The 24,858-nt window shown below is 60.2% G+C and carries 26 protein-coding genes and 1 pseudogene; 14 read left to right on the forward strand and 13 right to left on the reverse strand.

What is annotated here, in order from left to right:
- The 3 genes from I5961_RS27670 to I5961_RS27680 form a co-directional block, all read right to left on the reverse strand.
- Complete coding sequence (locus I5961_RS27670; protein WP_227233909.1) at window positions 1–2,424, reverse strand: fimbria/pilus outer membrane usher protein; 2,424 nt, start codon at window positions 2,422–2,424, stop codon at window positions 1–3.
- Window positions 2,424–3,131 (reverse strand): fimbria/pilus chaperone family protein, encoded by a 708-nt coding sequence (locus I5961_RS27675; RefSeq protein ID WP_227233911.1) that lies wholly within the window; start codon window positions 3,129–3,131, stop codon window positions 2,424–2,426. The genes I5961_RS27670 and I5961_RS27675 overlap by 1 nt, the downstream gene beginning before the upstream one ends.
- 129 nt (window positions 3,132–3,260) lie before the next feature.
- Window positions 3,261–3,923, reverse strand: coding sequence for a DUF1120 domain-containing protein (locus I5961_RS27680; RefSeq protein WP_085696832.1), 663 nt, complete (start codon window positions 3,921–3,923; stop codon window positions 3,261–3,263).
- Between the two features lie 344 nt (window positions 3,924–4,267).
- Between I5961_RS27680 and I5961_RS27685 the strand changes: the two genes are divergently transcribed.
- Window positions 4,268–5,836 (forward strand): phospholipase D family protein, encoded by a 1,569-nt coding sequence (locus tag I5961_RS27685; RefSeq protein WP_085696831.1) that lies wholly within the window; start codon window positions 4,268–4,270, stop codon window positions 5,834–5,836.
- 21 nt (window positions 5,837–5,857) lie between these two features.
- On the opposite strand, the gene I5961_RS27690 is transcribed toward I5961_RS27685, so the two are convergent.
- Complete coding sequence (locus tag I5961_RS27690; RefSeq protein WP_085696830.1) at window positions 5,858–7,003, reverse strand: MFS transporter; 1,146 nt, start codon at window positions 7,001–7,003, stop codon at window positions 5,858–5,860.
- A gap of 183 nt (window positions 7,004–7,186) precedes the next feature.
- Window positions 7,187–8,680 carry an aldehyde dehydrogenase gene (locus I5961_RS27695; RefSeq protein WP_085696828.1) on the reverse strand — a complete coding sequence of 498 codons (1,494 nt, stop codon included), beginning with the start codon at window positions 8,678–8,680 and terminating at the stop codon, window positions 7,187–7,189.
- A 235-nt stretch (window positions 8,681–8,915) separates the two neighbouring features.
- Here I5961_RS27695 and I5961_RS27700 point away from each other — a divergent pair, with 235 nt between their 5' ends.
- Window positions 8,916–9,278 (forward strand): cupin domain-containing protein, encoded by a 363-nt coding sequence (locus tag I5961_RS27700; RefSeq protein WP_085696827.1) that lies wholly within the window; start codon window positions 8,916–8,918, stop codon window positions 9,276–9,278.
- 81 nt (window positions 9,279–9,359) lie between these two features.
- Window positions 9,360–9,569, forward strand: coding sequence for a hypothetical protein (locus tag I5961_RS27705; RefSeq protein ID WP_227233912.1), 210 nt, complete (start codon window positions 9,360–9,362; stop codon window positions 9,567–9,569).
- Between the two features lie 155 nt (window positions 9,570–9,724).
- Here the strand turns inward: I5961_RS27705 and rpmG are convergent, their stop codons facing one another.
- From rpmG to I5961_RS27720, 3 genes are all read right to left on the reverse strand, one after another.
- Complete coding sequence (rpmG, locus tag I5961_RS27710; protein WP_003177274.1) at window positions 9,725–9,880, reverse strand: 50S ribosomal protein L33; 156 nt, start codon at window positions 9,878–9,880, stop codon at window positions 9,725–9,727.
- A gap of 11 nt (window positions 9,881–9,891) precedes the next feature.
- Window positions 9,892–10,125: a 50S ribosomal protein L28 gene (gene rpmB / locus I5961_RS27715; RefSeq protein WP_003177273.1), complete on the reverse strand. Its 234-nt coding sequence runs from the start codon at window positions 10,123–10,125 to the stop codon at window positions 9,892–9,894.
- Between the two features lie 199 nt (window positions 10,126–10,324).
- Window positions 10,325–10,492 carry a hypothetical protein gene (locus I5961_RS27720; protein WP_170929695.1) on the reverse strand — a complete coding sequence of 56 codons (168 nt, stop codon included), beginning with the start codon at window positions 10,490–10,492 and terminating at the stop codon, window positions 10,325–10,327.
- Between the two features lie 79 nt (window positions 10,493–10,571).
- On the opposite strand from I5961_RS27720, the gene I5961_RS27725 reads away from it, so the two are divergent.
- A complete protein-coding gene (locus I5961_RS27725) occupies window positions 10,572–12,158 on the forward strand; it encodes an ABC transporter substrate-binding protein (RefSeq protein WP_085696825.1) in 1,587 nt (528 codons plus the stop codon).
- Window positions 12,159–12,194: 36 nt separating this feature from the next.
- On the opposite strand, the gene radC is transcribed toward I5961_RS27725, so the two are convergent.
- On the reverse strand, window positions 12,195–12,869 hold the full coding sequence (gene radC / locus I5961_RS27730) for a RadC family protein (RefSeq protein ID WP_085696824.1): 675 nt from the start codon (window positions 12,867–12,869) through the stop codon (window positions 12,195–12,197).
- Window positions 12,870–13,004: 135 nt separating this feature from the next.
- On the opposite strand from radC, the gene coaBC reads away from it, so the two are divergent.
- The 6 genes and pseudogenes from coaBC (at window position 13,005) to I5961_RS27760 (ending at window position 18,284) form a co-directional block, all read left to right on the forward strand.
- Entirely contained in the window at window positions 13,005–14,213 is a 1,209-nt protein-coding gene (coaBC, locus tag I5961_RS27735) for a bifunctional phosphopantothenoylcysteine decarboxylase/phosphopantothenate--cysteine ligase CoaBC (RefSeq protein WP_085696823.1), read from the forward strand.
- 5 nt (window positions 14,214–14,218) lie between these two features.
- A complete protein-coding gene (gene dut, locus I5961_RS27740) occupies window positions 14,219–14,674 on the forward strand; it encodes a dUTP diphosphatase (RefSeq protein WP_007954445.1) in 456 nt (151 codons plus the stop codon).
- A 262-nt stretch (window positions 14,675–14,936) separates the two neighbouring features.
- Window positions 14,937–16,313, forward strand: a pseudogene (locus tag I5961_RS27745) (phosphomannomutase/phosphoglucomutase); the annotation flags it as partial.
- A gap of 24 nt (window positions 16,314–16,337) precedes the next feature.
- Complete coding sequence (argB, locus tag I5961_RS27750; RefSeq protein ID WP_007954443.1) at window positions 16,338–17,243, forward strand: acetylglutamate kinase; 906 nt, start codon at window positions 16,338–16,340, stop codon at window positions 17,241–17,243.
- A gap of 577 nt (window positions 17,244–17,820) precedes the next feature.
- Window positions 17,821–18,087 carry a hypothetical protein gene (locus tag I5961_RS27755; RefSeq protein WP_227233914.1) on the forward strand — a complete coding sequence of 89 codons (267 nt, stop codon included), beginning with the start codon at window positions 17,821–17,823 and terminating at the stop codon, window positions 18,085–18,087.
- Between the two features lie 11 nt (window positions 18,088–18,098).
- Entirely contained in the window at window positions 18,099–18,284 is a 186-nt protein-coding gene (locus tag I5961_RS27760; RefSeq protein ID WP_319633915.1) for a hypothetical protein, read from the forward strand.
- Between the two features lie 64 nt (window positions 18,285–18,348).
- Here the strand turns inward: I5961_RS27760 and pyrE are convergent, their stop codons facing one another.
- Window positions 18,349–18,993, reverse strand: a complete 645-nt coding sequence (pyrE, locus tag I5961_RS27765; protein WP_007954442.1) for an orotate phosphoribosyltransferase — start codon at window positions 18,991–18,993, stop codon at window positions 18,349–18,351.
- An 82-nt stretch (window positions 18,994–19,075) separates the two neighbouring features.
- Between pyrE and I5961_RS27770 the strand changes: the two genes are divergently transcribed.
- Window positions 19,076–19,855 (forward strand): exodeoxyribonuclease III, encoded by a 780-nt coding sequence (locus tag I5961_RS27770; RefSeq protein WP_007920349.1) that lies wholly within the window; start codon window positions 19,076–19,078, stop codon window positions 19,853–19,855.
- 80 nt (window positions 19,856–19,935) lie between these two features.
- Here the strand turns inward: I5961_RS27770 and gltS are convergent, their stop codons facing one another.
- From gltS to rph, 3 genes are all read right to left on the reverse strand, one after another.
- Window positions 19,936–21,144, reverse strand: a complete 1,209-nt coding sequence (gltS, locus tag I5961_RS27775; protein WP_227233916.1) for a sodium/glutamate symporter — start codon at window positions 21,142–21,144, stop codon at window positions 19,936–19,938.
- Between the two features lie 388 nt (window positions 21,145–21,532).
- Entirely contained in the window at window positions 21,533–21,901 is a 369-nt protein-coding gene (locus I5961_RS27780; RefSeq protein WP_085696819.1) for a DUF4870 domain-containing protein, read from the reverse strand.
- A gap of 29 nt (window positions 21,902–21,930) precedes the next feature.
- The gene (gene rph / locus I5961_RS27785; protein ID WP_003229494.1) at window positions 21,931–22,653 is read right to left on the reverse strand and encodes a ribonuclease PH; all 723 of its coding nucleotides are present in this window, start codon (window positions 22,651–22,653) and stop codon (window positions 21,931–21,933) included.
- Window positions 22,654–22,920: 267 nt separating this feature from the next.
- Here rph and I5961_RS27790 point away from each other — a divergent pair, with 267 nt between their 5' ends.
- The 3 genes from I5961_RS27790 (at window position 22,921) to rpoZ (ending at window position 24,856) form a co-directional block, all read left to right on the forward strand.
- Window positions 22,921–23,784 carry a YicC/YloC family endoribonuclease gene (locus I5961_RS27790; RefSeq protein ID WP_085696818.1) on the forward strand — a complete coding sequence of 288 codons (864 nt, stop codon included), beginning with the start codon at window positions 22,921–22,923 and terminating at the stop codon, window positions 23,782–23,784.
- A 13-nt stretch (window positions 23,785–23,797) separates the two neighbouring features.
- Complete coding sequence (gmk, locus tag I5961_RS27795) at window positions 23,798–24,418, forward strand: guanylate kinase (protein WP_085696817.1); 621 nt, start codon at window positions 23,798–23,800, stop codon at window positions 24,416–24,418.
- A 168-nt stretch (window positions 24,419–24,586) separates the two neighbouring features.
- Window positions 24,587–24,856, forward strand: coding sequence for a DNA-directed RNA polymerase subunit omega (gene rpoZ, locus I5961_RS27800; RefSeq protein WP_065258182.1), 270 nt, complete (start codon window positions 24,587–24,589; stop codon window positions 24,854–24,856).
- Window positions 24,857–24,858 lie beyond the last annotated feature (2 nt).

A 24,858-nucleotide genomic window follows, 5' to 3' on the forward strand; every position in this document is an offset into this window, starting at 1 on the left:
TTAAACCGCGTGGCAGGTGGCATGCGCTGTTTCGTACAGTGCTTGCGTATCGGGTTGTTCGCCGAGGCTGTAGGCCAACCGGCAGCGACTGCCATCGGGCAGCACCACGTGCAAAATCGTGTCTGGCCGGGCATCGGGCAGAAAGATCGTGCCGGCCTCCAGTACGTTGGTGATGTACTGCCCCTGCGCGTCGAAAACAGCTCCGCCCTTGCGCAAAAGAACGTTATCGGCGGTGCGCGCCTGCAACAGCAGACGACGTGCGGTGACCATGTCGAACGCCAGATACGCCACCGCGCCACGTCCGGCTTCGACTTCCTGAAAAGCGTTGTGCACATCGATGTTGCGCCCCAGGCTGGCCGTGTCGAGCTCGACGCGGCCTCTGCTGTATGCCGGCAGACTGGCCGCCACGGCGTGCCCGGAATAGTCGGTCCAGACCGGGCCGCGCGGGGTGTTCAACTTGACGCCCGCGCTGTCACCGGCCTTGAGCAAGGCGAAGGTTTCGCGCAGCGGATAAGGCGACAAAGTCACGCCGTCACTGTGTACCAGCGCACCGCCGCGAAGGCCGATGTCATAGTTCCGGTTGCCGGCGCCGCTGCGGGAATAGCCCATGTCCATCTGACTGTAACGGGGCAAAAGGTTGACCCGCCCGTTGAACCCGGCGCTGCCGTCATCCGGTCGCTCGGCTCCGATGCTGTAGGCCAGGGTGTCGCTGAGTTGTTCATTGAAGCGCAGACCGCTACGCGTACCGCTCACGTCGTCGTTGCGCACATAACCGTTCAACGTCTGGCGCCCGCCCAACGGCAGACTGACACTCAGATAGGCCGCGGTGCCACGAGCATCGTTGGAGGCCCCGGCGACATCCCGTTCAACCGTGAATGTCACATTGGTCCGCCGAATGCTCTGCGACCAGGCCAGGGCGACTCTGGAAGTGGCCGTCCCGTCGAACATGGAAAACCGCGAGTAACTGGTGGAAAAGCCTCCGTACAGCGGACTGCTGGTGCTGAGGTTTGCCGTCAGTTGATTGCGTACTCGCTGGAACGGTCGCTCATTGCGCGAATCCCAAGTGGTGTCCGACAGTGTGCGAAAACCCTGGGTTTGTCGGGTCAGCGCAACACTTGTCGACAACCTTTCATTCAACCGACCGCTGGCGGTCCACTGCAATTGCGTGCCGGACACAGCCTCATCCTGTGCCCGGGAAATCACCTGCCGGCCACCGAGTACCCAGCGATCGCCGACGCCGCCCTGCAATGCCCAGCCCAGCGACTCATAACCCGTACCGAACATGGCGCCGGCCGTGATCTGCCCGCGCGGCCCCCACAGCCAGTCCTTGCTGGCTGCGACGAAGGACGGCGCATCACGCTCGTCACCGGCATAGCGCCGCACCTGCCCGGCGGCCAGCGCATAACCTGCCGCCCTGCCCGTCATTGCGTCTCGCAACTGCGTCGCCGGCACAATGAAACGCCGTTGCTGACCGTCCTCTTCATGCACCGTCACTTCCAGATCCACGCTCTGGCTGAGCAACGGCAATCCCACCAAAGTGAACGGCCCGCCGGGCACCACGGTGGTGTAGATCAGCGCACCGTTCTGGGTCACTTCGATCCGCGCAGCGGAATAGGCGATGCCTTCAACCCGCGCACCGGCGCTGTCATCGTCCAGCGCGATCAGGGCCAATTCCGGTTGCACCTGCAACCCGTTGAACGCTTCACCGGAAAACAGCGGCGAGACCATGTTCAACTGACCCAGTTGCAGGTTGGCCCGGTAGCGTTCCGAGGTGTGCGAGGCGTAGGCATACAAATGCTCGAGACGATCCTGTCCGTCGAACTCGCTGTATACCTGGCGGCTGCGAAACGACCAGTCCGCCGTATTCAGGCCCAGCTCGGCATTCAGATTGCGAAATTGCGAAGACTGACCGGCGAAACGACTGTCCAGCAGCAAGGCGTCGTAGTTGAACAGGCCTGCCGTGCCACCGTTGAGGAAACTGCGACCGGCCGGGCGATCAGGCACCAGCGCATCGGTGGGCAACAGCAATGCGATGTGCTCCTGCGTCGGATCGACCTGTACCACCGCGTCCGGAAAATACCGGGCGAACAGCTCGCATCCCGATCCGCCCGCCGGTTCGAGGCGATGCGCCAACCGGATGCCGCCCCGCTCCAGAAGGGACGGCGTGAAACACAACTCACCTTCGGCATCGAACGCCACCTGCACCCGCCCCTTCGCAACCCCATTGACCGACAGCGCGACGGCCTGCACGCCCTCGCGAAAACGCGGTGCCTGGCTGAAATATTCGGCCAGACGCGGATCCAGCCCACGGGACTTGAGCACGTCCTGGTTGAACTGCACGGGCAGACCCTCGGCGCTTCTGGCGACAGTGGCGGTACCGAGAGCGATGATCAACGCCGCACCGGCCAGACAACTTCGATGCATTAATCCGTCACCAAAGGAGCATCGAAGTGCGCAATGGCGAAACCGTAGGTGGTCACTGGAAACAGCCGCACCTGAAGTGGCGCATGACTCGGATCAGGCGTTCCGCTCAAGGTCAGTCGCTCGCCGGGCAGCACATAGGTGCGACCCAGATCCATCTCCTTCCGGCCCGGCAGCAGCGTCACCGAATGGCCCAGCCGCACCACGTACGGGCTGGGATTGCGCACCTGGATGTCTGCGCCTTGTCGCGACCACACCAGATGCTTCCAGGGCTCGCGGTCGACCGGCAGATTCGCCGGACGCAGGATCACCGGAATGTTCTGTCGCACGCTCAGACTCACTTGCGCCTTGCCCGTCGAGTTCTGCGGCGCGATGCCCTCGAAGATCACGCGCTTCAGACGCTCAGTCTTCAAGGGTTGTGCGCTGCGCAGAATGAAACGCACACGCTGCGTCGCACCAGCCTCGACCCGTGCGACCGGCGGGGTCAGCAACAGCAATGACTCGGTGTCTTGCGGCACGTCTTCGACAGACGTGTGCAGCAGCGCGGGATGCGACTCGCTGTTGAACACATTGATGCCGGCCTCACCCACACCTTCGTCGAGCACAACGACAGGCGTCTCGGGAACCATTCCCGCCGCCCGGATCGAGCCGGGCACCCACAAGGAAACCAGCAGCACACTGGCGATGGCTTTTCGCAAAAAGGCGTTCATGACGTTGTCCACGGGCGAGCGCGCAGCCGGCATCCATGCCGGGCCACAGGCCAGCCGATTACATTGATTGGAACGGACAGGCCCGGAAGCGACCGGTGCCTGTCGATTAGTTGCGCGTTACGCGCGGTGTCAGAGGTAGAGCAGCTCGAACGTTGCCGAGCCATTGAGCGCGATGTCAGAAGTGATCGGCAGGTTCACCGACGGGCCGATGACCGGCACCAGCGTCATGGGAAAGGTGTGCACGACGCCCGGCGTCGGGCCTGCGGCCAGGGATGCGCCCCACGAATAACGAAGATTGCCGCCCTCGGCATTCTTTCCCACCAGCGTTGCGGTATCCGGAGAGTCCCAGTTGGTCATGCCCCCTTGCTTGTACATGATCATCGACGGCTTGCCATCGACTGTGGGGGTACCGTATCGCAGGCCGTAACCACCGATCTTGGTGCCCGCCACCTCGCCGATTCCGTAGATGTACAAAGCCCAATCGGTGCCATCGATGACGATACCTTGCAGTTGGGTATGGGCCTGATTGTCATGCACCTTGATGGCCATGGGCGCGGAGGCCGAGCAACTTACATTCAGCGTGACATTGTGGTTGGTCAGTTCGGTCTGACTGTCGCGGTTCAGTGCCGCGGCGGAAATATTCCCCAGATCCACCGTGTTACCGCCGGTGAAGGCCGGCGTACACGTGGTCGGGATGATTTTGCCGGTGATGGTCAGGTCTGCACCGGCGGCCATGGCCAGTGCCGGACTCAGGGCACTGGCGACAGCGATTGCACGAAAGGTCTTGCGCATGAAAATTCTCACTCCATAAGAATCGAAAGATGACGGCCAGCTGCGCTTCTTCTGCTGAAAAACAGGAAATTTCCTGCCTCAGAATCAGCGCCGCCATTATTCAGATTGCTTCCTGACAGCGATGTAAGGCGAGGGAGTAATGCGCGCTGGAAAAATCGCTGTGGGGTGTAGCTGATGTGAGCCGGAAAAATCCTCAAATTGTTTAAGAAAAGGCGTCCTGCCGACAGTCATAAGCTACAAGCCGCTCTGTTTCAGGGATCGGATTAACTGCCCTCTCGAACAGGCAACAGGCGGCGTGCACCGTGCCATACTCCAGACCTCGCCCACACCCGGAACCATCCGACTTGAGCTCCAGACACTTCCTGCCGCTTGTACTGCTGCCCGCCCTGGTTCTCGCCGGGTGCGCCTCACTGGATGTCCCGCGCGAACCGAGCCAGGCATTGCCCGCCTCCGACTCCGCGTTCGGCCGTTCGATCCAGGCTCAGGCTGCGCCCTACAAGGGCCAGTCCGGCTTTCGCCTGCTGTCCAACAGCACCGAAGCGTTCACCGCCCGCGCCGAGCTGATCCGCAACGCTCAACGCAGCCTCGACTTGCAGTACTACATCGTCCATGACGGCATCAGCACCCGCATGCTGGTGGAAGAAGTGTTGAAGGCTGCCGACCGTGGCGTGCGGGTGCGAATCCTGCTGGACGACACCACCAGCGACGGCCTCGACCTGATCATTGCGACTCTGGCAGCGCATCCGCAGATCCAGATCCGCCTGTTCAATCCGCTGCACCTGGGGCGCAGCACCGGCGTGACCCGGGCGGCGGGACGCCTGTTCAACCTGTCGCTGCAACACCGGCGGATGCACAACAAGTTGTGGCTGGCGGACAACAGCGCGGCCATCGTCGGCGGGCGCAATCTGGGCGACGAATACTTCGATGCCGAGCCCAACCTGAACTTCACCGATATCGACATGCTCAGTGTCGGGCCGGTCGCCGAGCAGCTCGGGCACAGTTTCGACCAGTACTGGAACAGCGCCCTGAGCAAGCCGATCGACGAGTTCCTTTCCAGCAAACCATCAGCCAAAGACCTGCAGAACACCCGCACGCGCCTGGAAGAGTCCCTGGAAGAAACCCGCAAACAGAATCATGCGCTGTATCAGCAGTTGATGACCTACCGCACCGACCCGCGCATGGATATCTGGCGCAAAGAACTGATCTGGGCCTGGAACCAGGCGCTGTGGGACGCGCCGAGCAAGGTGCTGGCCAAGGATGAACCCGATCCGCAATTGCTGCTGACGACCCAACTGGCGCCGGAGCTGACGGGTGTCAGCAAAGAACTGATGATGATTTCCGCCTATTTCGTGCCGGGGCAGCCAGGGCTGGTTTACCTGACCGGCCGCGCCGATGCCGGCGTAGCGGTGAGCCTCTTGACCAACTCGCTGGAAGCCACCGACGTGCCGGCGGTGCACGGCGGTTATGCGCCCTATCGCAAGGCGCTGCTGGAACATGGCGTGAAGCTCTTTGAGCTGCGGCGCCAGCCTGGGGATAACTACGGCAGCGGCCCGCACCTGTTTTACAGCAAGTCCTATCGCGGCTCGGATTCGAGTCTGCACAGCAAGGCGATGATCTTCGACGGCAAAAAATCGTTCATCGGCTCGTTCAATTTCGACCCGCGCTCGGTACTGTGGAATACAGAGGTCGGTGTGCTGGTGGACAGCCCCGAACTGGCGGCTCACGTGCGCGAGCTGGCCTTGCAGGGCATGGCGCCAGCACTGAGTTACGAAGCCAAACTGCAGGACGGAAAAGTGGTGTGGGTCACCGAGGACAACGGCCAGATGCACACGCTGACCAAGGAACCGGGCAGTTGGTGGCGACGCTTCAATGCGTGGTTCAGCACCACCGTGGGACTGGAGCGGATGCTGTAGCAGCCCGCTCCAACCGGCACATCAAGCGGGCTCCGGCACCTTGCCGAACGCCCCTTGCCGCGACAACAGAATCACCAGCCCGAACGCCCCGGCCGCCATCAGCCAGGGCAACGCGTGACCGCTGATCCACTGGCTGCCCGCGCCCGCCATCAACGGCCCGATCAGGCAACCGACGCCCCACAGCTGCGCGACATGCGCATTGGCGCGCACCAGCGCATCGTCGCGGTAGCGCTCGCCGATCAGGATCAGCGACAGGGTGAACAAGCCACCGGCACTGGCGCCGAACAGCACCCACAGCGGCCAGATCAGCAAAGTGTCGAGCAGCATCGGGATCGCCAGACTCGACAGCATCAGCACCACGGCGCAGCCGGTGAACAAAGTCCGGCGCGACAGGTAGTCGGCCAACGCACCGATGGGCAATTGCAGGAGCGCATCGCCCACCACCACGGTGCTGACCATCGCCAGCGCAATCTCTGCGGTGAAACCCTGTTGCAGGCAATACACCGGCAACAGCGTCAGGATCATCGCTTCGAACGCGGCGAACAGCGACACCGCCCAGGCGATGGCCGGCAGTTCACGAGCGAACCCCCACAGATCGCCGAAGGTCACGCTGCTGGCCTCGCTGCTTGGCGCGCCGCTGCGGCCCAGCAGCAGAAACGGCGAAGCGATCAGCAGACCGACACCCACCCAGAAACCGTAATCGTGATCGGTGCCGAGTGCGCCCAACAGCAACGGACCGGACAGTTGGCTCAACGCGTAACTGCTGCCATACAGCGCGACCAATCGCCCGCGCCAGTGCTCGACCACCAGTTGATTGATCCAGCTCTCGCCGAGAATAAACACGATGGTCAGGGCCACGCCGATCATCAGCCGCAGCACCAGCCAGATCGGGTAGCTCGGCAGCAACGCCAGCAGGCCGATGGACAGCGCCCCGGCCCACAGACACAGGCGCATCAGGTTCGCCGTACCGAAGCGCGCCGCCAGATGACTGGAGATCTTCGCCCCCAGCAACACACCGATGGCCGGCATCGCCGCCATCACGCCGATGGCGAACGAGCCGTAGCCCCAACCCTCCAGACGCAACGACACCAGCGGCATGCTGACGCCGAGGGCCAGGCCAACACTCAAGACAGACGCCAACACGGCGAAATACGTCGCCCAACGCATGGTCCACGCTCCTGTGGATAATTTTTATGTGCACCCCAAAACACTGTGGGAGCGAGCGTGCTCGCGATAACGGTTTCACATTCAGCCGATGTGCTGATGGATACACCACTAACGCGAGCAAGCTCACTCCCACAGGGATCTTTGTATCGTTCGGGGCCCGCCTGAGCAGGCTCCGTCAACGGTTTACAGCTTGATCCAGGTTGCCTTCAGCTCGGTGTATTTGTCGAACGCGTGCAGCGACTTGTCGCGACCGTTGCCCGACTGCTTGAAGCCGCCGAACGGTGCGGTCATGTCGCCGCCATCGTACTGGTTGACCCACACGCTACCGGCACGCAGGGCCTTGGCGGTCAGGTGCGCCTTGGAAATGTCCTGGGTCCAGACCGCTGCCGCCAAACCGTAAGGCGTGTCGTTGGCGATGTTGATCGCTTCCTCGGCGGTATCGAAGGCAATGACCGACAGCACCGGGCCGAAGATCTCTTCCTGGGCAATCTTCATCGCGTTGCTCACGCCGTCGAAGATCGTCGGCTCGACGTAGGTGCCACCGGTTTCCTGAAGGATGCGCTTGCCGCCGGCCACCAGTTTGGCGCCGTCGGTGTGTCCCGACTCGATGTAGGACAGCACGGTGTTCATCTGCTGGGTGTCGACCAGCGCACCCACGTTGGTGGCCGGATCCAGCGGGTTGCCCGGTTTCCAGGCTTTCAGTGCCTCGATCACCATCGGCAGGAATTTGTCCTTGATCGAACGCTCGACCAGCAGACGGGAACCTGCGGTGCAGACCTCGCCCTGGTTGAAGGCGATGGCACTGGCGGCGGATTCGGCGGCGGCTTGCAGGTCCGGCGCATCGGCGAACACGATGTTCGGGCTCTTGCCGCCGGCTTCCAGCCAAACGCGTTTCATGTTCGATTCGCCGGAATAGATCATCAGTTGCTTGGCGATCTTGGTCGAACCGGTGAACACCAGGGTATCGACATCGTTATGCAGCGCGAGCGCCTTGCCGACGGTGTGCCCGTAGCCCGGCAGAACGTTCAGCACGCCTTTCGGAATACCGGCTTCAACGGCCAGTTCGGCGATGCGGATGGCGGTCAGCGGGGATTTTTCCGACGGCTTGAGGATCACCGAGTTACCGGTCGACAGGGCCGGGCCGAGTTTCCAGCAGGCCATCATCAGCGGGAAGTTCCACGGCACGATGGCACCGACTACGCCCACAGGCTCGCGGGTTACCAGACCCAGTTGGTCGTGTGGGGTGGCGGCGACTTCGTCGTAGATCTTGTCGATCGCTTCACCGCTCCAGCTCAGGGCTTGGGCGGCACCCGGTACGTCGATGTACAGCGAATCGCTGATCGGCTTGCCCATGTCGAGGGTTTCGAGCAGGGCCAGTTCTTCGGCGTGCTGCTTGAGCAGGCCGGCGAAACGGATCATGGCGGCTTTGCGTTTGGTCGGCGCCAGGCGCGACCAGACGCCGGAATTGAAAGTGGCGCGGGCGTTTTCCACGGCGCGCTGGGCGTCGGCGGCGTCACAGCTGGCAATCTTGCCCAGCAGACGGCCATCGACCGGGCTGATGCACTCGAAGGTCTCGCCGGAGACGGCATCGGTGTACTCGCCATTGAGGTAGGCGCGGCCTTCGATCTTCAGGTCGCGGGCGCGTTGTTCCCAGTCGGCACGAGTCAGGGTGGTCATTCGAGTGTCCTCCTCTTGTTCAATACGAGCGCCGCGATCGTCGCGGTCGTCCTCAGGAATACTGCCCGGCCAGCCTGCTTTTCGGCCCAAGGCATCCGCCACCCTAAACCAGCGGCCGGGGTTGTTTCAATATATTTGACATAAGGCAGTTATACAGCCTTGCGGCGTTCAATTTAATCAACATAGACTTTGACCCTTTCACGCCACCGCGCCGTCATCACGGGAGAAAACAACAATGAACATCCAGAACGTCGTCGACATCAGCCTGACCATGGACCAGGCCGAACGCTATCGCCCGGATCCGGCCAAAGTGCTCAAGGGTGATCCCGAGCAAGCGGTGTTCAATCAGTACGACAGCCCCTGCGGGCAAATGGGCGTTGGCGTGTGGGAAGGTGCCGTTGGGCAGTGGACGGTGAATTACACCGAACACGAATACTGCGAAATCCTCCAGGGCGTTTCGGTACTGCGTGACGGCGAAGGCAATGCCAAGACCCTGCGTGTCGGCGACCGCTTCGTGATTCCGGCCGGTTTCCGTGGCACCTGGGAAGTGCTGGAGGCGTGCCGCAAGATTTATGTGATTTTTGAAGACAAAAAATAAATACATATCGCACGGAGTGCCGGAGAAGAGTGAAAAATCCTGACGTCCACAAAGGACATTCAATCATAAGGATATGAAAACATGACTCAGGAAAACGCATTTCAACTGATCAGCCATCTGATCGGTACTCCCTTTGTACCGGCCGTCAGGGCCTACATCAAGGAGCTCACCGGCTACTCCGTCAAAGATCCAGACGAACAGGAACAGGAAGATCTTGAAAACGTCGAGACCCTGATCGTCGACCTCAACCCCATGCGTGGAATTATCTGGTTCAATCTGAACCGAAAATGATCCGACGGATTTGAAGCTCCCCCTCTCAAGAAGGCCTGCACCGAAAGGTGCAGGCCTTTTTTGTGGATCAGGATCACGGCAGCGACGACTTTTCGGCAACAAAAAAGGCCCGTATCGTGAGATACGGGCCTTTTTCGTAAGTCGGGAAAAATCAATTACTTGATTTTGCCTTCCTTGTAGATCACGTGCTTGCGAACAACCGGATCATATTTCTTGATCTCGATTTTGTCCGGGGTAGTACGCTTGTTCTTGTCGGTAGTGTAGAAGTGACCAGTACCGGCGCTCGAGATCAAACGAATCAATTCACGCATGATTAGCTCCCTTAAACCTTGCCGTCGCGACGCAGCTCGGCCAGCACAACGCTGATGCCACGCTTGTCGATGATACGCATGCCTTTGGCGGAAACGCGCAGGCGTACGAAACGTTTCTCTTCTTCAACCCAGAAGCGGTGATGCTGCAGGTTCGGCAGGAAACGACGACGGGTTTTGTTGTTTGCGTGGGAAATGTTATTCCCGGTTACCGGACCCTTACCGGTAACTTGACATACTCTAGACATGCCTCAGCCCTCTAAAACCACATGCCCAACCCGGCATGGGTTGGCCGCTTAATCTCTAGTCATTGTGGCGCCAGGCGCCGCGATTCTTTAGAGGTCTTACCGGCTACACCTACAAGCGAAGGAACCGGGCCCCTAGAAAAGAGCGCTGCTTTATACCAGAAAGACCACGGAGCAACAACTTTCCGTGTGCAAAGAATGGTCAAAAAGCCGCTTTTTCTGCCTGCAGGCGCCTTGGATAAAGGCTGCCGGCAATTTTTACCATTCGTCGAAGAAAATCGATCATACCCGCTGTCGAGACTTTTCCTGCCGTCTCTTCCGACAAATCCTCAGCCGCGAAGCCGCGAAAATGCAAAAAGGGGATAGTCATTTGCAATCGCGACCACTAGGGTAGGCCTTTTCCAGACTGCACTTGCAGATGGGCCTTCGATCTGTAAAGGAAGCCGACCATGCGCCTCGCTGCCCTCCCCCTGCTCTTCGCCCCGCTGTTACTGAGTCCACTGGCCCAGGCCGCCGCCCTGAGCGTCTGCACCGAGGCCAGTCCCGAAGGGTTCGACGTGGTGCAGTACAACTCGCTGACCACCACCAACGCCTCGGCCGATGTGCTGATGAATCGCCTGGTGGACTTCGACACCGCCAGCGGCAAGGTCGTCCCGAGCCTGGCCGACAGCTGGGAAGTCAGCACCGATGGCCTGACTTATGTCTTCAAGCTGCACCCGCAGGTGAAGTTCCACAGCACCGAGTACTTCAAGCCGACTCGCGAACTGACCGCCGAAGACGTCAAGTTCAGCTTCGACCGCATGCTCGACCCGGCCAACCCGTGGCACAAAGTCGCCCAGAGCGGTTTCCCTCATGCCCAGTCAATGCAACTGCCAACGCTGATCAAAAAGATCGACGCACTGGATCCGCTGACCGTGCGCTTCACCCTCGATCACCCGGACTCGACGTTCCTCGCGACCCTGAGCATGGGTTTCGCCTCCATTTATTCTGCTGAATATGCCGACAAGCTGCTGAAGGCTGGCGCAACCGACAAGTTGAACAGCCAGCCGATCGGCACCGGCCCGTTCGTGTTCAACCGGTTCCAGAAAGACGCTTCGATCCGCTACAAGGCCAACCCGGACTACTTCCGCGGCAAACCGGCAGTGGATCCGCTGATCTTCGCCATTACCCCGGACGCCAACGTGCGCCTGCAAAAGTTGCGGCGTAATGAGTGCCAGATTGCCCTGTCACCCAAGCCATTGGACGTACAGGCCGCAAAAGAAGAACCGACGCTGAAAGTCGAAAAGACTGACGCGTTCATGACCGCATTCGTCGGCATCAACAGTCAGCATCCGCCGCTGGACAAGCCGGAAGTGCGCCAGGCGATCAACCTCGCTTTCGACAAGGCCAACTACCTTAAAGCCGTGTTCGAGGACACCGCCGAAGCCGCCAACGGCCCATATCCGCCGAACACCTGGAGCTACGCGAAGAACCTGCCGGGTTACCCGCACGACGTGGACAAGGCCAAGGCATTGCTGGCCAAGGCCGGGTTGAAGGACGGTTTCCAGACCACCATCTGGACGCGCCCGTCCGGCAGCCTGCTCAACCCGAACCCGAGCCTCGGCGCACAACTGCTGCAATCGGATCTGGCGGAAATCGGCATTCAGGCGGAAATCCGCGTGATCGAATGGGGCGAGCTGATCCGTCGTGCCAAGGCTGGCGAGCATGACCTGCTGTTCATGGGCTGGGCCGGTGACAACGGTGATCCGGACAACTTCCTCACCCCGCAGTTTTCCTGCGCGGCGGTGAAGTCCGGCACCAACTTCGCCCGCTACTGCAATGCCGACCTGGACAAACTGATCAGCGCCGGCAAGACCACCAGCGAACAAGGTGTGCGCACCAAGCTGTATGAGCAGGCGCAGGCGCAGATCCAGCAGCAGGCGCTGTGGCTGCCGCTGGCGCATCCGACGGCGTATGCGCTGACGCGCAAGGATGTGCAGGGTTATTCGGTGAGCCCGTTCGGTCGGCAGGATTACTCCAAGGTCACCCTCAAGTAATCCGCCCCGGCTTGCAGCGACTGCAGTCGCTGCAAGCTACATCCAGCCACACTCCGCCATCGACAGTGGTTCCCCGTCACCAACGATGAAGTGATCGAGCACCCGCACGTCGATCAGCTCCAAAGCTTTCTGCAAGCGTTTGGTCAATAATCGATCAGCCTGGCTGGGATCGGTGTTACCTGACGGATGGTTATGGCACAGGATCAGGGCCGCCGCGTTATTGGCCAACGAGCGCTTCACCACTTCGCGGGGATGCACCGCCGTATTGTCGATCGAGCCGCGAAACAGCGTCTCGAAGGTCAGCACTTGATGTTTGGAGTCGAGAAACAGGCAACCGAACACTTCGTGCGGCTCGTGGCGCAGCATCGCCTTGAGGTAATCGCGGACCACCTGTGGATTCTCCAGCGCCGTTTTCTGCCGCATGCGCTCGGCCAGATGTCGCCGCCCCATCTCCAGCACAGCCTGCAGTTGGGCAAACTTCGCCGGCCCCAGGCCCAATTGCTCGCTGAACGCCCCGAGATCAGCCTCCAGCAACGCCCGCAGGCTGCCGAACTGATTCAACAAGTGTCGCGCCAGATCCACCGCGCTTTTACCGGATACGCCGGTTCGGAGAAAAATCGCCAGCAATTCGGCATCGGAAAGACTTCCCGAGCCCTGTTCCAACAGCTTCTCCCGCGGCCTTTCCGCCGCCGGCCAATCGCGAATACTCATACACGTTCCTTGTCTGTGGGCGCCGCTGTTCCATAGCGGTCGCTGTGATATCGTAGCCCATCTTTTTTGCGGGCGAATTCACCCTGGGGAGGGGGTTTCGCCACGCATGTCACCAACGAAATGAAAGGCAGACCTATGCAGCGGCTGTATCGGAAACGCATCGTTCTGGGCGTCGGCGGCGGCATTGCTGCCTACAAGAGCGCCGACCTTGTGCGCCGCCTGATCGATCAGGGCGCCGAAGTGCGCGTGGTCATGACCCGTGGCGGCAGCGAATTCATCACCCCGCTGACCATGCAGGCCCTGTCCGGCCACCCGGTTCACCTGGATCTGCTCGACCCGGCCGCCGAAGCGGCGATGGGCCACATCGAACTGGCCAAGTGGGCCGATCTGGTGCTGATCGCCCCGGCCACCGCCGACCTGCTGGCCCGTCTGGCTCAAGGCATTGCCAATGATTTGCTGACCACGCTGGTGCTGGCCACCGACGCCGTTGTCGCGGTCGCTCCAGCGATGAACCAGGCCATGTGGCGCGACCCGGCGACCCAGGCCAACCTGCAACTCCTTGAAAGCCGTGGCCTGAAGACCTTCGGCCCGGCCTCCGGCAGCCAGGCCTGCGGCGACGTCGGCATGGGCCGCATGATGGAAGCCACCGATCTGGCCCAGCTCGCGGCGGACTGCTTCCAGCGTCAGGCACTGACCGGCAAGCATGTGGTCATCACCGCCGGCCCGACCCAGGAAAACATCGACCCGGTGCGCTACATCACCAACCACAGCTCCGGCAAAATGGGCTTCGCCCTGGCGGAAGCGGCGGTGGAAGCCGGCGCCCGCGTCACGCTGATCAGCGGCCCGGTGCACCTGCCGACGCCGGATCGCGTCACCCGTATCGACGTGGTCAGCGCCCGCGACATGCTCGCCGCGTGCGAAGCCGCGATCCCTTGCGACATCTTTATCGCCTCGGCGGCGGTCGCGGACTACCGTCCGGAAGTCGTCGCCCCACAAAAATTGAAAAAAGATCCTACGAGCGGTGACGGCTTCGTCCTGCAAATGGTGCGCAACCCGGACATCCTGGCCACCATCGCGACCCGTTCCGACCGTCCGTTCAGTGTCGGCTTCGCCGCCGAGACCGAACACCTGCTCGACTACGCTGCACGCAAGCTGAAGGACAAGAATCTCGACCTGATCGTCGCCAACGACGTCGCCAACCCGAGCATCGGTTTCAACAGCGAAGAAAACGCCTGCAGCGTCATCGACCGTGGGCTGCACGCCACGGTTTTCGCCCAGACCAGCAAGAGCAAGATCGCTCGCCAGCTCGTCACCTTTATCGCCGAACGTCTGAACCAGGTTTAATTTACATGCACGCTTTGCAAGCCAAGATCCTCGACCCACGCATCGGTACCGAATTCCCGCTGCCGCAATACGCCACACCGGGCTCCGCCGGCCTCGACCTGCGCGCCATGCTGCAAGAGGACATCGTGATCAAACCGGGTGAAACCGTGCTGATCCCTACCGGGCTGTCGGTGTACATCGGCGATCCGAACCTCGCCGCGTTGATCCTGCCGCGCTCGGGCATGGGCCATAAGCACGGCATCGTGCTGGGAAATCTGGTCGGCCTGATCGACTCCGACTACCAGGGTCCGCTGATGGTGTCCTGCTGGAACCGTGGCCAGACCGAATTCACCATGCCGGTCGGCGAGCGTCTGGCGCAGCTGGTGCTGGTGCCGGTGGTGCAGGCGCACTTCGAAATGGTCGAAGAGTTCGTCGAAACCGAGCGTGGCGCTGGCGGTTTCGGCCATTCCGGCACCAAGTGATCGATTAGAAATCCATCGTGGCGAGTGCGTGTTGCTTGCCACGAAATTCAAAATGTCATCTGCAAGGTTTAGCGCCGAAAATCAAGGTATTGGCAGGCCAAAGCCACGCCGTACAAGGCGTCATGGCCCTTTCACACCACGAACTCTCTGTGAAAACCGCCGTCATACCCTTCAGTTTGAGCTTGCCGTCGAATGAATCGCCGGCGTGTCCAGCCACTTTCGAGATGGAGCATTTTCGCAGATGAGCACCCCCGCCCAAGTCGCCCCGAAGCTTCCCGACAGCATCTTCCGCGCCTACGACATTCGCGGCACCGTGCCGGAATTCCTCAATGCCGAAACCGCCTACTGGATCGGCCGCGCCATTGGCTCCCAAAGCCTGGCCCAGGGCGAACCGAACGTATCCGTTGGCCGTGACGGCCGTCTGTCCGGCCCCGAACTGGTGGCAGAACTGATTCGCGGTATCGCCGAAAGCGGTTGCCACGTCAGCGACGTTGGCCTGGTGCCGACCCCGGCGCTGTACTACGCCGCCAACGTGCTGGCCGGCAAATCCGGCGTGATGCTCACCGGCAGCCACAACCCGTCGAACTACAACGGCTTCAAGATCGTGATCGCCGGCGACACCCTCGCCAATGAGCAGATCCAGGCCCTGCACGAGCGCCTCAAGACCGGCAACCTGAGCAGCGGCACGGGCAGCGTGACCCAGGTCGAAATTCTCGACCGCTACACCACCGAAATCGTCCAGGACATCAAACTGGCCCGGCGCCTGAAAGTCGTGGTCGACTGTGGCAACGGCGCGGCCGGCGTGATCGCCCCGCAACTGATCGAAGCGCTGAACTGCGAAGTCATCCCGCTGTTCTGCGAAGTCGACGGCAACTTCCCGAACCACCACCCGGACCCGGGCAAGCCTGAGAACCTCGTCGACCTGATCGCCAAGGTCAAGGAAACCAAGGCTGACATCGGCCTGGCCTTCGACGGCGACGGCGACCGCGTCGGCGTGGTGACCAACACCGGCACCATCGTGTTCCCGGATCGCCTGCTGATGCTGTTTGCCCGTGACGTGGTGGCGCGCAACCAGGACGCGGAAATCATCTTCGACGTCAAATGCACCCGCCGTCTGATCCCGCTGATCAAGGAATATGGCGGCCGGCCGCTAATGTGGAAGACCGGTCACTCGTTGATCAAAAAGAAAATGAAACAATCCGGCGCGCTGCTGGCCGGCGAAATGAGCGGGCACATTTTCTTCAAGGAGCGCTGGTTCGGTTTCGATGACGGCATTTACAGTGCCGCACGGCTGCTGGAAATCCTCAGCAAGGAAAAATCTTCGGCCGAGGAGCTGTTCGCGACCTTCCCGAACGATATTTCCACGCCGGAAATCAATATCCATGTGACCGAAGAGAGCAAATTCAGCATCATTGATGCACTGCACGATGCGCAGTGGGGCCCAGGCGCCGACCTGACCACCATTGACGGCGTGCGGGTCGACTACGCCAAAGGCTGGGGCCTGGTGCGCGCGTCCAACACCACACCGGTGCTGGTGCTGCGCTTCGAGGCCGATGACGAGGCGGAACTGCAGCGCATCAAGGCTGTGTTCCATGCCCAACTGAAACGCGTTGCACCTGATCTCCAACTACCGTTCTGATTGCTGATTCACCCGGAGCCCTGAATGACCCTCGAACGCGATGCCGCCGCCAACACTGCCAAGGTCCTGTCCGAAGCGCTGCCTTACATCCGCCGATACGTCGGCAAGACCCTGGTGATCAAATACGGCGGCAACGCGATGGAAAGCGAGGAGCTGAAAACCGGCTTCGCCCGCGACATCGTGCTGATGAAGGCCGTGGGCATCAACCCGGTCGTGGTTCACGGCGGCGGCCCGCAGATCGGTGATCTGCTCAAGCGCCTGTCGATCGAAAGCCATTTCGTCGACGGCATGCGTGTCACCGACGCCGCGACCATGGACGTGGTGGAAATGGTCCTCGGCGGCCAGGTCAACAAAAGCATCGTCAACCTGATCAACCGTCACGGCGGCAGCGCCATCGGCCTGACCGGTAAAGACGCCGGGCTGATTCGTGCGAAGAAGCTCACCGTCACCCGCCAGACCCCGGAGATGACTCAGCCGGAAATCATCGACATCGGACATGTGGGCGAAGTGGTCGGGATCAACACCGAACTGCTGAACCTGCTGGTCAAGGGCAACTTCATCCCGGTGATCGCGCCGATCGGCGTGGGTGAAAACGGCGAGTCGTACAATATCAACGCCGACCTGGTGGCCGGCAAGGTTGCCGAAGCACTGAAAGCCGAGAAGCTGATGCTGCTGACCAACATCGCCGGCCTGATGGACAAGTCGGGCACCGTACTGACTGGCCTGAGCACTCAGCAGGTCGACGACCTGATCGCCGACGGCACCATCTACGGCGGCATGCTGCCGAAAATCCGCTGCGCGCTGGAAGCGGTTCAGGGCGGTGTCGGCAGCTCGCTGATCATCGATGGCCGCGTACCGAACGCGATCCTGCTGGAAATCTTCACCGACACCGGTGTGGGCACGCTGATCAGTAATCGCAAGCGTCCCTGATCGCTGAAAGATAAAAGATCGCAGCCTGCGGCAATTCCTGCAAAAACGAATTTCGCGTGTATGAAATTTCTGCAGGAGATGACGAAGTCTGCGATTTTTTTGTGCGCGAAAGAAATATCCGACGCTCATCAGCGAAGCGTCCTACATCGCGAAAGCAGCAATCTTCATAGGATCTTCCCTGAATTCACAGGAGATCTTCCCCATGCAAAAAAACCACGTACCGTATGGCAGTGACGTTTCAGCAGGCACCTACAAATGTGCAGACTGTGGACGCCAGTACTCCAATCAATCGAAAACCTCGCTTCCGCCCTGCCCTGACTACCAACCCAGCACCCACGTGCTCAATGGCTGGAACATCTTGAGCGGTCAGGGCGATGCAGTGGCAGATCCGTATCCGGATCAGTCTTCCAAATAATCGTGGAGAACTGAATCATGCAGATCTCATTCACGATCGACGCCGACGCTTTCGAGCAGGAGTAAAAGGAACCGGTCAAAAAAAACCCTGCGCATCGGCGACGCGGAAATTGCCCACGCTCTTCAGCGTATCGCCAAGGCCAGCCTGACCGAGTACCTGAAAATGCTGGTCGAGGGCGGCATGCCCAGCCGGGCCGACGAAGCCAGGCAGGATCGTCTCCTTTACCTGATTCAAAGCTACTTCGGGCAGACATTACCGACCGAATCGCAAATCTCGACCATTTTTCAACTGACCCAGAGTCAGAGCAAAACCTTGCTGAAGAACACCGTGTCGCGCTTTCGCAATCAGCTCGATGACATCCTGCAGCAGAGCATGCGCGCAGTCGCCAGAAGATCAAAAACGCCTTTTACTGGCATGCGCTACCACTGACGTGCGCCTTTGTGGCGCTGTTTTACGTCAATCTGCCAGCCGACGTGCGCATTATCGACAGCAGCACACTGGATCTGTGGGACTTCGATGTTGATCGCACGCTGTACGGGATGGTGGTTGGGGCGCTGCTGGCATTTGCGTTGACCAATACGATCCTGACGCTGAAATTGCTTAAAAAATGGCACATGCTGCGTTAGCTGAAAACCAAAAGACCCCGCTCAGCCTGACTGAGCGGGGTCTTTTTTTGCCTGGAAGAAGCGATCAGACGCCGAACTGGGCGCGATAGGCTTCAACGGCTGGCAGGTGCTGCTTGAGCTGCGGATCGTCAGCCAGGAATTCCAGCACCTGATTCAGCGAAACGATGCTGATGACCGGGATGCCGAAATCACGCTCGACTTCCTGGATTGCCGATAGCTCACCGTTGCCGCGCTCCTGACGGTTCAGGGCGATCAGCACGCCGGCAGCCTTGGCGCCGTCCTGGGAAGCAATGATCTGCATCACTTCACGGATCGCGGTGCCGGCAGTGATCACGTCGTCGATGATCAGCACCTCACCGGTCAGTGGTGCACCGACCAGGCTGCCGCCTTCGCCGTGAGCCTTGGCTTCCTTGCGGTTGAAGCACCACGGCAGATCACGGTTGTGGTGTTCGGCCAACGCCACGGCAGTGGTTGCCGCCAACGGGATGCCTTTGTAGGCCGGGCCGAACAGCACGTCGAACGGAATACCGCTCTCGGCGATGGCTGCGGCGTAGAAACGGCCCAGCTGTGCCAGCGCGGAGCCCGAGTTGAACAGGCCGGCATTGAAGAAGTAAGGACTGGTGCGCCCGGACTTCAGGGTGAACTCACCGAAGCGCAAAACGCCGCGATCGATGGCAAAACGAATGAAATCGCGCTGATACGCTTGCATGAAAAAAACCCCAAATACCACGGATTTAGCTAATTAGCTTGACGCCGTGTATCATACACGCACGCGATTTTTGGGGCCATTTATGCGGATCATCAGTGTGAACGTCAATGGTATTCAGGCTGCAGTCGAGCGCGGTTTGCTCAGTTGGCTGCAGGCACAGAATGCCGACGTCATCTGCCTGCAGGACACCCGTGCCTCCGCCTTTGAACTGGACGACCCAGCCTTCCAACTGGACGGCTACTTCCTTTATGCCTGCGATGCTGAAGTCCCTGCCCAAGGCGGCGTGGCTTTGTATTCGCGGTTGCAACCGAAGGCTGTCATCAGCGGTCTCGGCTTCGAGACGGCCGACCGCTACGGGCGCTACCTGCAAGCAGATTTCGACAAAGTCAGTATTGCCACCTTGCTGCTTCCTTCGGGGATGAACGGCGATGAAGACTTGAACCAGAAGTTCAAGCTCATGGACGACTTCGGCAAGTACCTGGACAAACAGCGGCGCAAACGTCGCGAGTACATTTATTGTGGCTCGCTGTACGTCGCGCAGCAGAAGCTCGACATCAAGAACTGGCGCGACAGCCAGCAATCTCCGGGCTTCCTGGCGCCAGAACGCGCCTGGATGGACGAGATTGTCGGCAACATGGGCTATGTAGACGCCCTGCGCGAAGTCAGCCGCGAAGGCGACCAGTACAGCTGGTGGCCGGACAACGAACAGGCCGAGATGCTGAATCTGGGCTGGCGTTTCGACTACCAGATCCTGACCCCGGGCCTGCGGCGCTTCGTGCGCAGCGCACGCCTGCCGCGTCAGCCACGGTTCTCGCAGCACGCGCCGCTGATCGTCGACTACGACTGGACGCTGACCATCTAAGCGTCGTTTCGCAGTAGAAAAAATGCCCGTATCGCAGGATACGGGCATTTTTTTGCGTCAAACCCAGGCTGGAACGCGCGTCAGACCGCGGCGAAGAACGGCAGCGCCAGATACAACTTGATCACTATGACGTTGATGATATCGATGAAAAATGCACCCACCATCGGTACGACCAGAAACGCGATCTGCGAAGGACCGTAACGCTGCGTCACCGCTTGCATGTTGGCGATGGCGGTAGGCGTCGCACCGAGGCCGAAACCGCAATGCCCGGCCGCCAGCACTGCCGCGTCGTAATTGCGGCCCATGATCCTGAACGTCACGAACACCGCGAACAGCGCCATGACCAGCGTCTGCACGGCCAGGATGATGAAGATCGGCAACGCCAGGGCTGCCAGATCCCACAACTTGAGCGACATCAGTGCAATGGCCAGAAACAGCGACAGACTGACGTTGCCCAGCACCGAGACTTCCCGCTCGAATACCTGATACAGGCCAAACGCCGAGAGGCCGTTACGCAACACGACGCCCACGAACAAGACACAAACGAATGTCGGCAACTCGAATGCCGTGCCGTGCAGCAGCCCGTTCAGGAGATTGCCCACCAGCAGGCTGACCGCGATCAGCGCCAGTGTTTCGATGAACGAGAACGGCGTGATCGAGCGCTCCCTGTTCGGCTGCTCGAACCCCTTTGGCAGACGCGGCGCCTCCTGCGCATGACAACCAGGCACCTCGACACGTTTGATAAGCAGACGGGCAACCGGCCCACCGATCAGACCACCCAGTACAAGACCGAATGTCGCCGAGGCCATCGCCAGCTCGGAGGCGGAGGCCAGACCGTATTTCTCGCTGAATACCGTTCCCCACGCGGCACCGGTTCCGTGACCACCGGCCAGTGTGATGGAACCCGTCAACAGCCCCATCAGCGGGTCAAGCCCCAGCAATGTGGCGAGTCCGATGCCCATGGCGTTCTGCAGGATCAGGAGACCGGCGACCGCTAATATAAATATCCCTACTACGCGACCGCCCTTTTTGAGGCTGGCGAAGTCCGCACTCAGACCGATAGTGGCAAAAAACGCCAGCATGAGCGGTGCCTGCAGCGAGGTATCGAATCGGACTTCTATATCGAGCGCTCGCAATACCAGAAGAACCACAGCAACCAACAGGCCACCCGCAACCGGTTCGGGAATATTGAAATTGCGCAGTACACCAACACGGGTAACAAGACCACGTCCCAGCAGAAGTACAAGAGAAGCGGCCACGAGCGTGCCGTAGAAATCGAGCTGAATCATCTGTTTTATTCTTGGCTATATATTCGCAAGCGAACTTTTCCCTGGTTACGCCTCACGAATCGGCTGGCTGTTTCAACACTGGAAACACTGAAATTCAAGAGCCTTCGATGGTCTGAATATATCGAAATATTTCTGAAGGAATATGACGTGCGGCAACCTTAACAAGCGCAAAGTCATGCTGCCAATGCCCATTGGCCGCATCGAGGCATTACAGTTGTGACTAAAAATGTAAGACCGATGAATATATAAAATTTCTTTTGCCATTCATCGCAGACAGATTATTCCTACAAGGAACTCAGGTTTATTAAGTTGCAAAAAAAGCCCTGGCAGGCCAGGGCTTTTTAAATATACAGAATTGATTATTCCAACATGCACCTTCGGCTGAATGCTATTTGATCAAGCGCCAGGTAAACGGATAACGGTACGGAAAACCTTCATTGGCTTTTACGCCACCGATGATTGTCAGCACCAGCGCCGCAATGGCCAGCAGGCCGAACAGCACGAACCCGATGATCACCAGCATCAGTACGAAGCAGATCATTGAAGCAATCGCCACGGTGATCTGGAAATTCAGCGCTTCCTTGCCCTGGGCGTCGATGAACGGATCGGTCTCGCGCTTCATCTGCCACAGGACCAGTGGCCCGATCAGCGTTCCGAACGGAATCCAGATCCCCAGCAAGGCGGACAAGTGACAAAACATCGCCCATTGGCGAACCTCCTGGCTCGGCTTGGGCAACAACTCTTGCTCATCACTCATCTCGTCCTCCTTGCGGGTTGCGAACCTGCTCAGTCGGCCAGCGCAGCCTTTTGCAGTTCGAAGATCTCGTTCATGCCTTTCTTGGCCAGTTCCAGCATCGCGTTCAGCTCTTCAGGCTGGAACGGTGCGCCTTCAGCGGTGCCCTGCACTTCGATGAAACCACCGGTGCTGGTCATCACCACATTGAGGTCGGTCTCGGCGGCGGAATCCTCAAGATAGTCCAGATCCAGCACTGGCTCGCCCTGGTACATGCCAACAGATACGGCACCGATCATTTGCTTGAGCGGGTCGCCACCTTTCAGGCCGCCACGCTTCTTGATCACTTTCAGTGCATCGACCAGCGCAACCATGGCGCCGGTGATCGACGCGGTACGGGTGCCACCGTCGGCCTGGATCACGTCGCAGTCGACATACAGGGTGACGTCGCCCAGCTTGGACATGTCCAGTGCAGCGCGCAGGGAACGGCCGATCAGGCGCTGGATTTCCAGGGTGCGACCGCCCTGCTTGCCACGGCTCGCTTCACGCTGGTTACGCTCACCGGTAGCACGCGGCAGCATGCCGTATTCGGCGGTCAGCCAGCCCTGGCCCTGACCTTTAAGGAAACGCGGCACGCCATTTTCAACGCTGACGGTGCAGATGACTTTGGTATCACCGAATTCGACCAGTACGGATCCCTCGGCGTGTTTGGTGTAGTTGCGGGTAATGCGGATCGAGCGGAGCTGATCGGCAGCGCGACCACTTGGACGTTTCATAGGAGATACCTGTACTGGGGACGGAAAACTGCGGAGCATTATAGAGCCGCACGCCGCGCCTGGGCACTCGTTAAAAAATCCCGCCGACGACCGAAGGCCCTGAAACGCGCTTCGCCGACGGCCTGCAGCCCTTTGTCACACCGTGTGTTTGGGCGCATCTGCCGCACTGCGCTACAATCCTGCGCCTTTGCTGCCAGTCGGCTTAAATTCATTGATATCGAGCTGCGGAGCTTCAATTCGCGCCGATCTGTATCGCGAGGTCACCCCATGGTGCACAGCATGACCGCCTTCGCCCGCGTCGAAAAAGCCGGCGTTCAGGGCACCCTGAGCTGGGAGCTGCGCTCGGTCAACAGCCGCTACCTGGAACCCCATCTGCGTTTGCCGGAATCGTTTCGCGACCTCGAAGGCGCCGTCCGCGAAGCCCTGCGCCAGGGCCTGTCGCGCGGCAAACTGGAGTGCACCCTGCGCTTCACCGAAGAAAGCGCCGGCAAGCCGCTGCAAGTGGATCGCGAGCGCGCCGCGCAACTGGTCGCTGCGGCCGAAACCGTCGCCAGCCTGATCAAGAACCCGGCGGCGCTGAACCCGCTGGAAGTGCTGGCCTGGCCGGGCGTACTGGTCGCAGACGCCACCGACCCGCAAGCGCTGAACGCCGAGGCGCTGGCCTTGTTCAATCAAGGCCTGAAAGACCTCAAGGCCGGCCGCGAGCGCGAAGGCGCAGAGCTGGCACGCCTGATCAACGATCGCCTGACCGCCATCGAAGAAGATGTGGTGACCCTGCGCGAACTGGTTCCGCAGATGCTTGCCACCCAGCGCCAGAAAGTCCTCGACCGTTTCGCCGACATGAAGGCCGAACTGGACCCGCAGCGCCTGGAACAGGAAATGGTCATCCTCGCGCAAAAAAGCGACGTGGCCGAAGAACTGGATCGCCTGAGCACTCACATCATCGAAGTTCGCCGGGTGCTGAAATCCGGCGGTGCCGCCGGCCGGCGCCTGGACTTCCTGATGCAGGAGCTCAACCGCGAAGCCAACACACTGGGCTCCAAGGCCTTCGACCCGCGCAGCACCCAGGCGGCGGTCAACCTCAAGGTGTTGATCGAGCAGATGCGCGAACAAGTGCAGAATATTGAGTAAGGCTATCCCCGACATGACCCACAGTACCGGCACCCTGTACATCATTTCCGCCCCCTCGGGCGCGGGCAAAAGCAGTCTGGTCAAGGCCCTGACCGACGCCAAACCGGAAATCCGCGTCTCGATTTCCCACACTACCCGCGCCATGCGCCCGGGCGAAGTGGACGGCGTGAACTATCACTTCGTGACCCGCGAAGAGTTCGTGAAGATGGGCGAGCACGGCGATTTCCTGGAACGCGCCGAAGTCTTCGGCAACTTCTACGGCACCTCGCAAAGCCGCCTGCAGCAGACCCTGGACGAAGGCCATGACCTGATTCTGGAAATCGACTGGCAAGGCGCGGAACAAGTGCGCAAGCTGATGCCGCAGGCCCGTTCGATCTTCATTCTGCCGCCATCGCTGCAGGCCCTGCACCAGCGCCTGACCAACCGTGGCCAGGACAGCGACGAGATCATCGACGGCCGGATGCGCGAAGCGGTCAGCGAGATGAGCCACTACGTCGAATACGACTACCTGATCATCAACGACGATTTCGCCCACGCGCTGGATGATCTGAAGGCGATTTTCCGCGCCAACCAGCTGCAACAGAAACGCCAGCAAGTGCGTTTTGGCAAATTGCTGGCTGAATTGCTGGGCTGAAACAGCACTTCACAAAACCGCTGCAAGAGCTTTACATTGGTGCTTGCAGCGCGTTGAAGAGTCTGGTCAAAAAATCAGCGCTTCCCTAATCGCTGGTGTTTTTTTAAACTGCCGAGTCCGCTCGCCCAACCGGGCAGCGCGCATATTGCATTCGCTCCGAGGAATACCATGGCCCGCGTAACCGTTGAAGACTGCCTAGAACACGTGGATAACCGCTTTGAGCTGGTCATGCTCTCTACCAAGCGTGCCCGTCAACTGGCCACCGGCGGCAAAGAGCCGAAAGTGGCATGGGAAAACGACAAGCCTACCGTCGTCGCCCTGCGCGAAATCGCTGAAGGTATCGTGACTCCCGAATTCATCGCCGCCGAAGAAATTGTCACCGAAGACCCGGTCTTCGCTGCCTTTGCTCCAGAGGACGAGTCCAACGAGGCCGTTTAAGC

It is taken from the genome of Pseudomonas sp. IAC-BECa141, from assembly GCF_020544405.1.
Taxonomy (GTDB): Bacteria; Pseudomonadota; Gammaproteobacteria; order Pseudomonadales; family Pseudomonadaceae; genus Aquipseudomonas.

Bases quoted from the DNA above. Each gene is read 5' to 3' on its own strand.
- rpmB (WP_003177273.1), bottom strand. From the start codon at position 10,125: ATGTCTAGAGTATGTCAAGTTACCGGTAAGGGTCCGGTAACCGGGAAT.
- rpoZ (WP_065258182.1), top strand. From the start codon at position 24,587: ATGGCCCGCGTAACCGTTGAAGACTGCCTAGAACACGTGGATAACCGC.
- coaBC (WP_085696823.1), top strand. From the start codon at position 13,005: ATGCAGCGGCTGTATCGGAAACGCATCGTTCTGGGCGTCGGCGGCGGC.
- pyrE (WP_007954442.1), bottom strand. From the start codon at position 18,993: ATGCAAGCGTATCAGCGCGATTTCATTCGTTTTGCCATCGATCGCGGC.
- I5961_RS27695 (WP_085696828.1), bottom strand. From the start codon at position 8,680: ATGACCACCCTGACTCGTGCCGACTGGGAACAACGCGCCCGCGACCTG.
- radC (WP_085696824.1), bottom strand. From the start codon at position 12,869: ATGAGTATTCGCGATTGGCCGGCGGCGGAAAGGCCGCGGGAGAAGCTG.
- I5961_RS27680 (WP_085696832.1), bottom strand. From the start codon at position 3,923: ATGCGCAAGACCTTTCGTGCAATCGCTGTCGCCAGTGCCCTGAGTCCG.
- I5961_RS27720 (WP_170929695.1), bottom strand. From the start codon at position 10,492: ATGACTATCCCCTTTTTGCATTTTCGCGGCTTCGCGGCTGAGGATTTG.
- gmk (WP_085696817.1), top strand. From the start codon at position 23,798: ATGACCCACAGTACCGGCACCCTGTACATCATTTCCGCCCCCTCGGGC.
- I5961_RS27770 (WP_007920349.1), top strand. From the start codon at position 19,076: ATGCGGATCATCAGTGTGAACGTCAATGGTATTCAGGCTGCAGTCGAG.
- argB (WP_007954443.1), top strand. From the start codon at position 16,338: ATGACCCTCGAACGCGATGCCGCCGCCAACACTGCCAAGGTCCTGTCC.
- rph (WP_003229494.1), bottom strand. From the start codon at position 22,653: ATGAAACGTCCAAGTGGTCGCGCTGCCGATCAGCTCCGCTCGATCCGC.
- I5961_RS27780 (WP_085696819.1), bottom strand. From the start codon at position 21,901: ATGAGTGATGAGCAAGAGTTGTTGCCCAAGCCGAGCCAGGAGGTTCGC.
- I5961_RS27675 (WP_227233911.1), bottom strand. From the start codon at position 3,131: ATGAACGCCTTTTTGCGAAAAGCCATCGCCAGTGTGCTGCTGGTTTCC.
- I5961_RS27700 (WP_085696827.1), top strand. From the start codon at position 8,916: ATGAACATCCAGAACGTCGTCGACATCAGCCTGACCATGGACCAGGCC.
- I5961_RS27790 (WP_085696818.1), top strand. From the start codon at position 22,921: ATGGTGCACAGCATGACCGCCTTCGCCCGCGTCGAAAAAGCCGGCGTT.
- rpmG (WP_003177274.1), bottom strand. From the start codon at position 9,880: ATGCGTGAATTGATTCGTTTGATCTCGAGCGCCGGTACTGGTCACTTC.
- I5961_RS27690 (WP_085696830.1), bottom strand. From the start codon at position 7,003: ATGCGTTGGGCGACGTATTTCGCCGTGTTGGCGTCTGTCTTGAGTGTT.
- I5961_RS27755 (WP_227233914.1), top strand. From the start codon at position 17,821: ATGCTGGTCGAGGGCGGCATGCCCAGCCGGGCCGACGAAGCCAGGCAG.
- I5961_RS27670 (WP_227233909.1), bottom strand. From the start codon at position 2,424: ATGCATCGAAGTTGTCTGGCCGGTGCGGCGTTGATCATCGCTCTCGGT.
- I5961_RS27725 (WP_085696825.1), top strand. From the start codon at position 10,572: ATGCGCCTCGCTGCCCTCCCCCTGCTCTTCGCCCCGCTGTTACTGAGT.
- I5961_RS27705 (WP_227233912.1), top strand. From the start codon at position 9,360: ATGACTCAGGAAAACGCATTTCAACTGATCAGCCATCTGATCGGTACT.
- gltS (WP_227233916.1), bottom strand. From the start codon at position 21,144: ATGATTCAGCTCGATTTCTACGGCACGCTCGTGGCCGCTTCTCTTGTA.
- dut (WP_007954445.1), top strand. From the start codon at position 14,219: ATGCACGCTTTGCAAGCCAAGATCCTCGACCCACGCATCGGTACCGAA.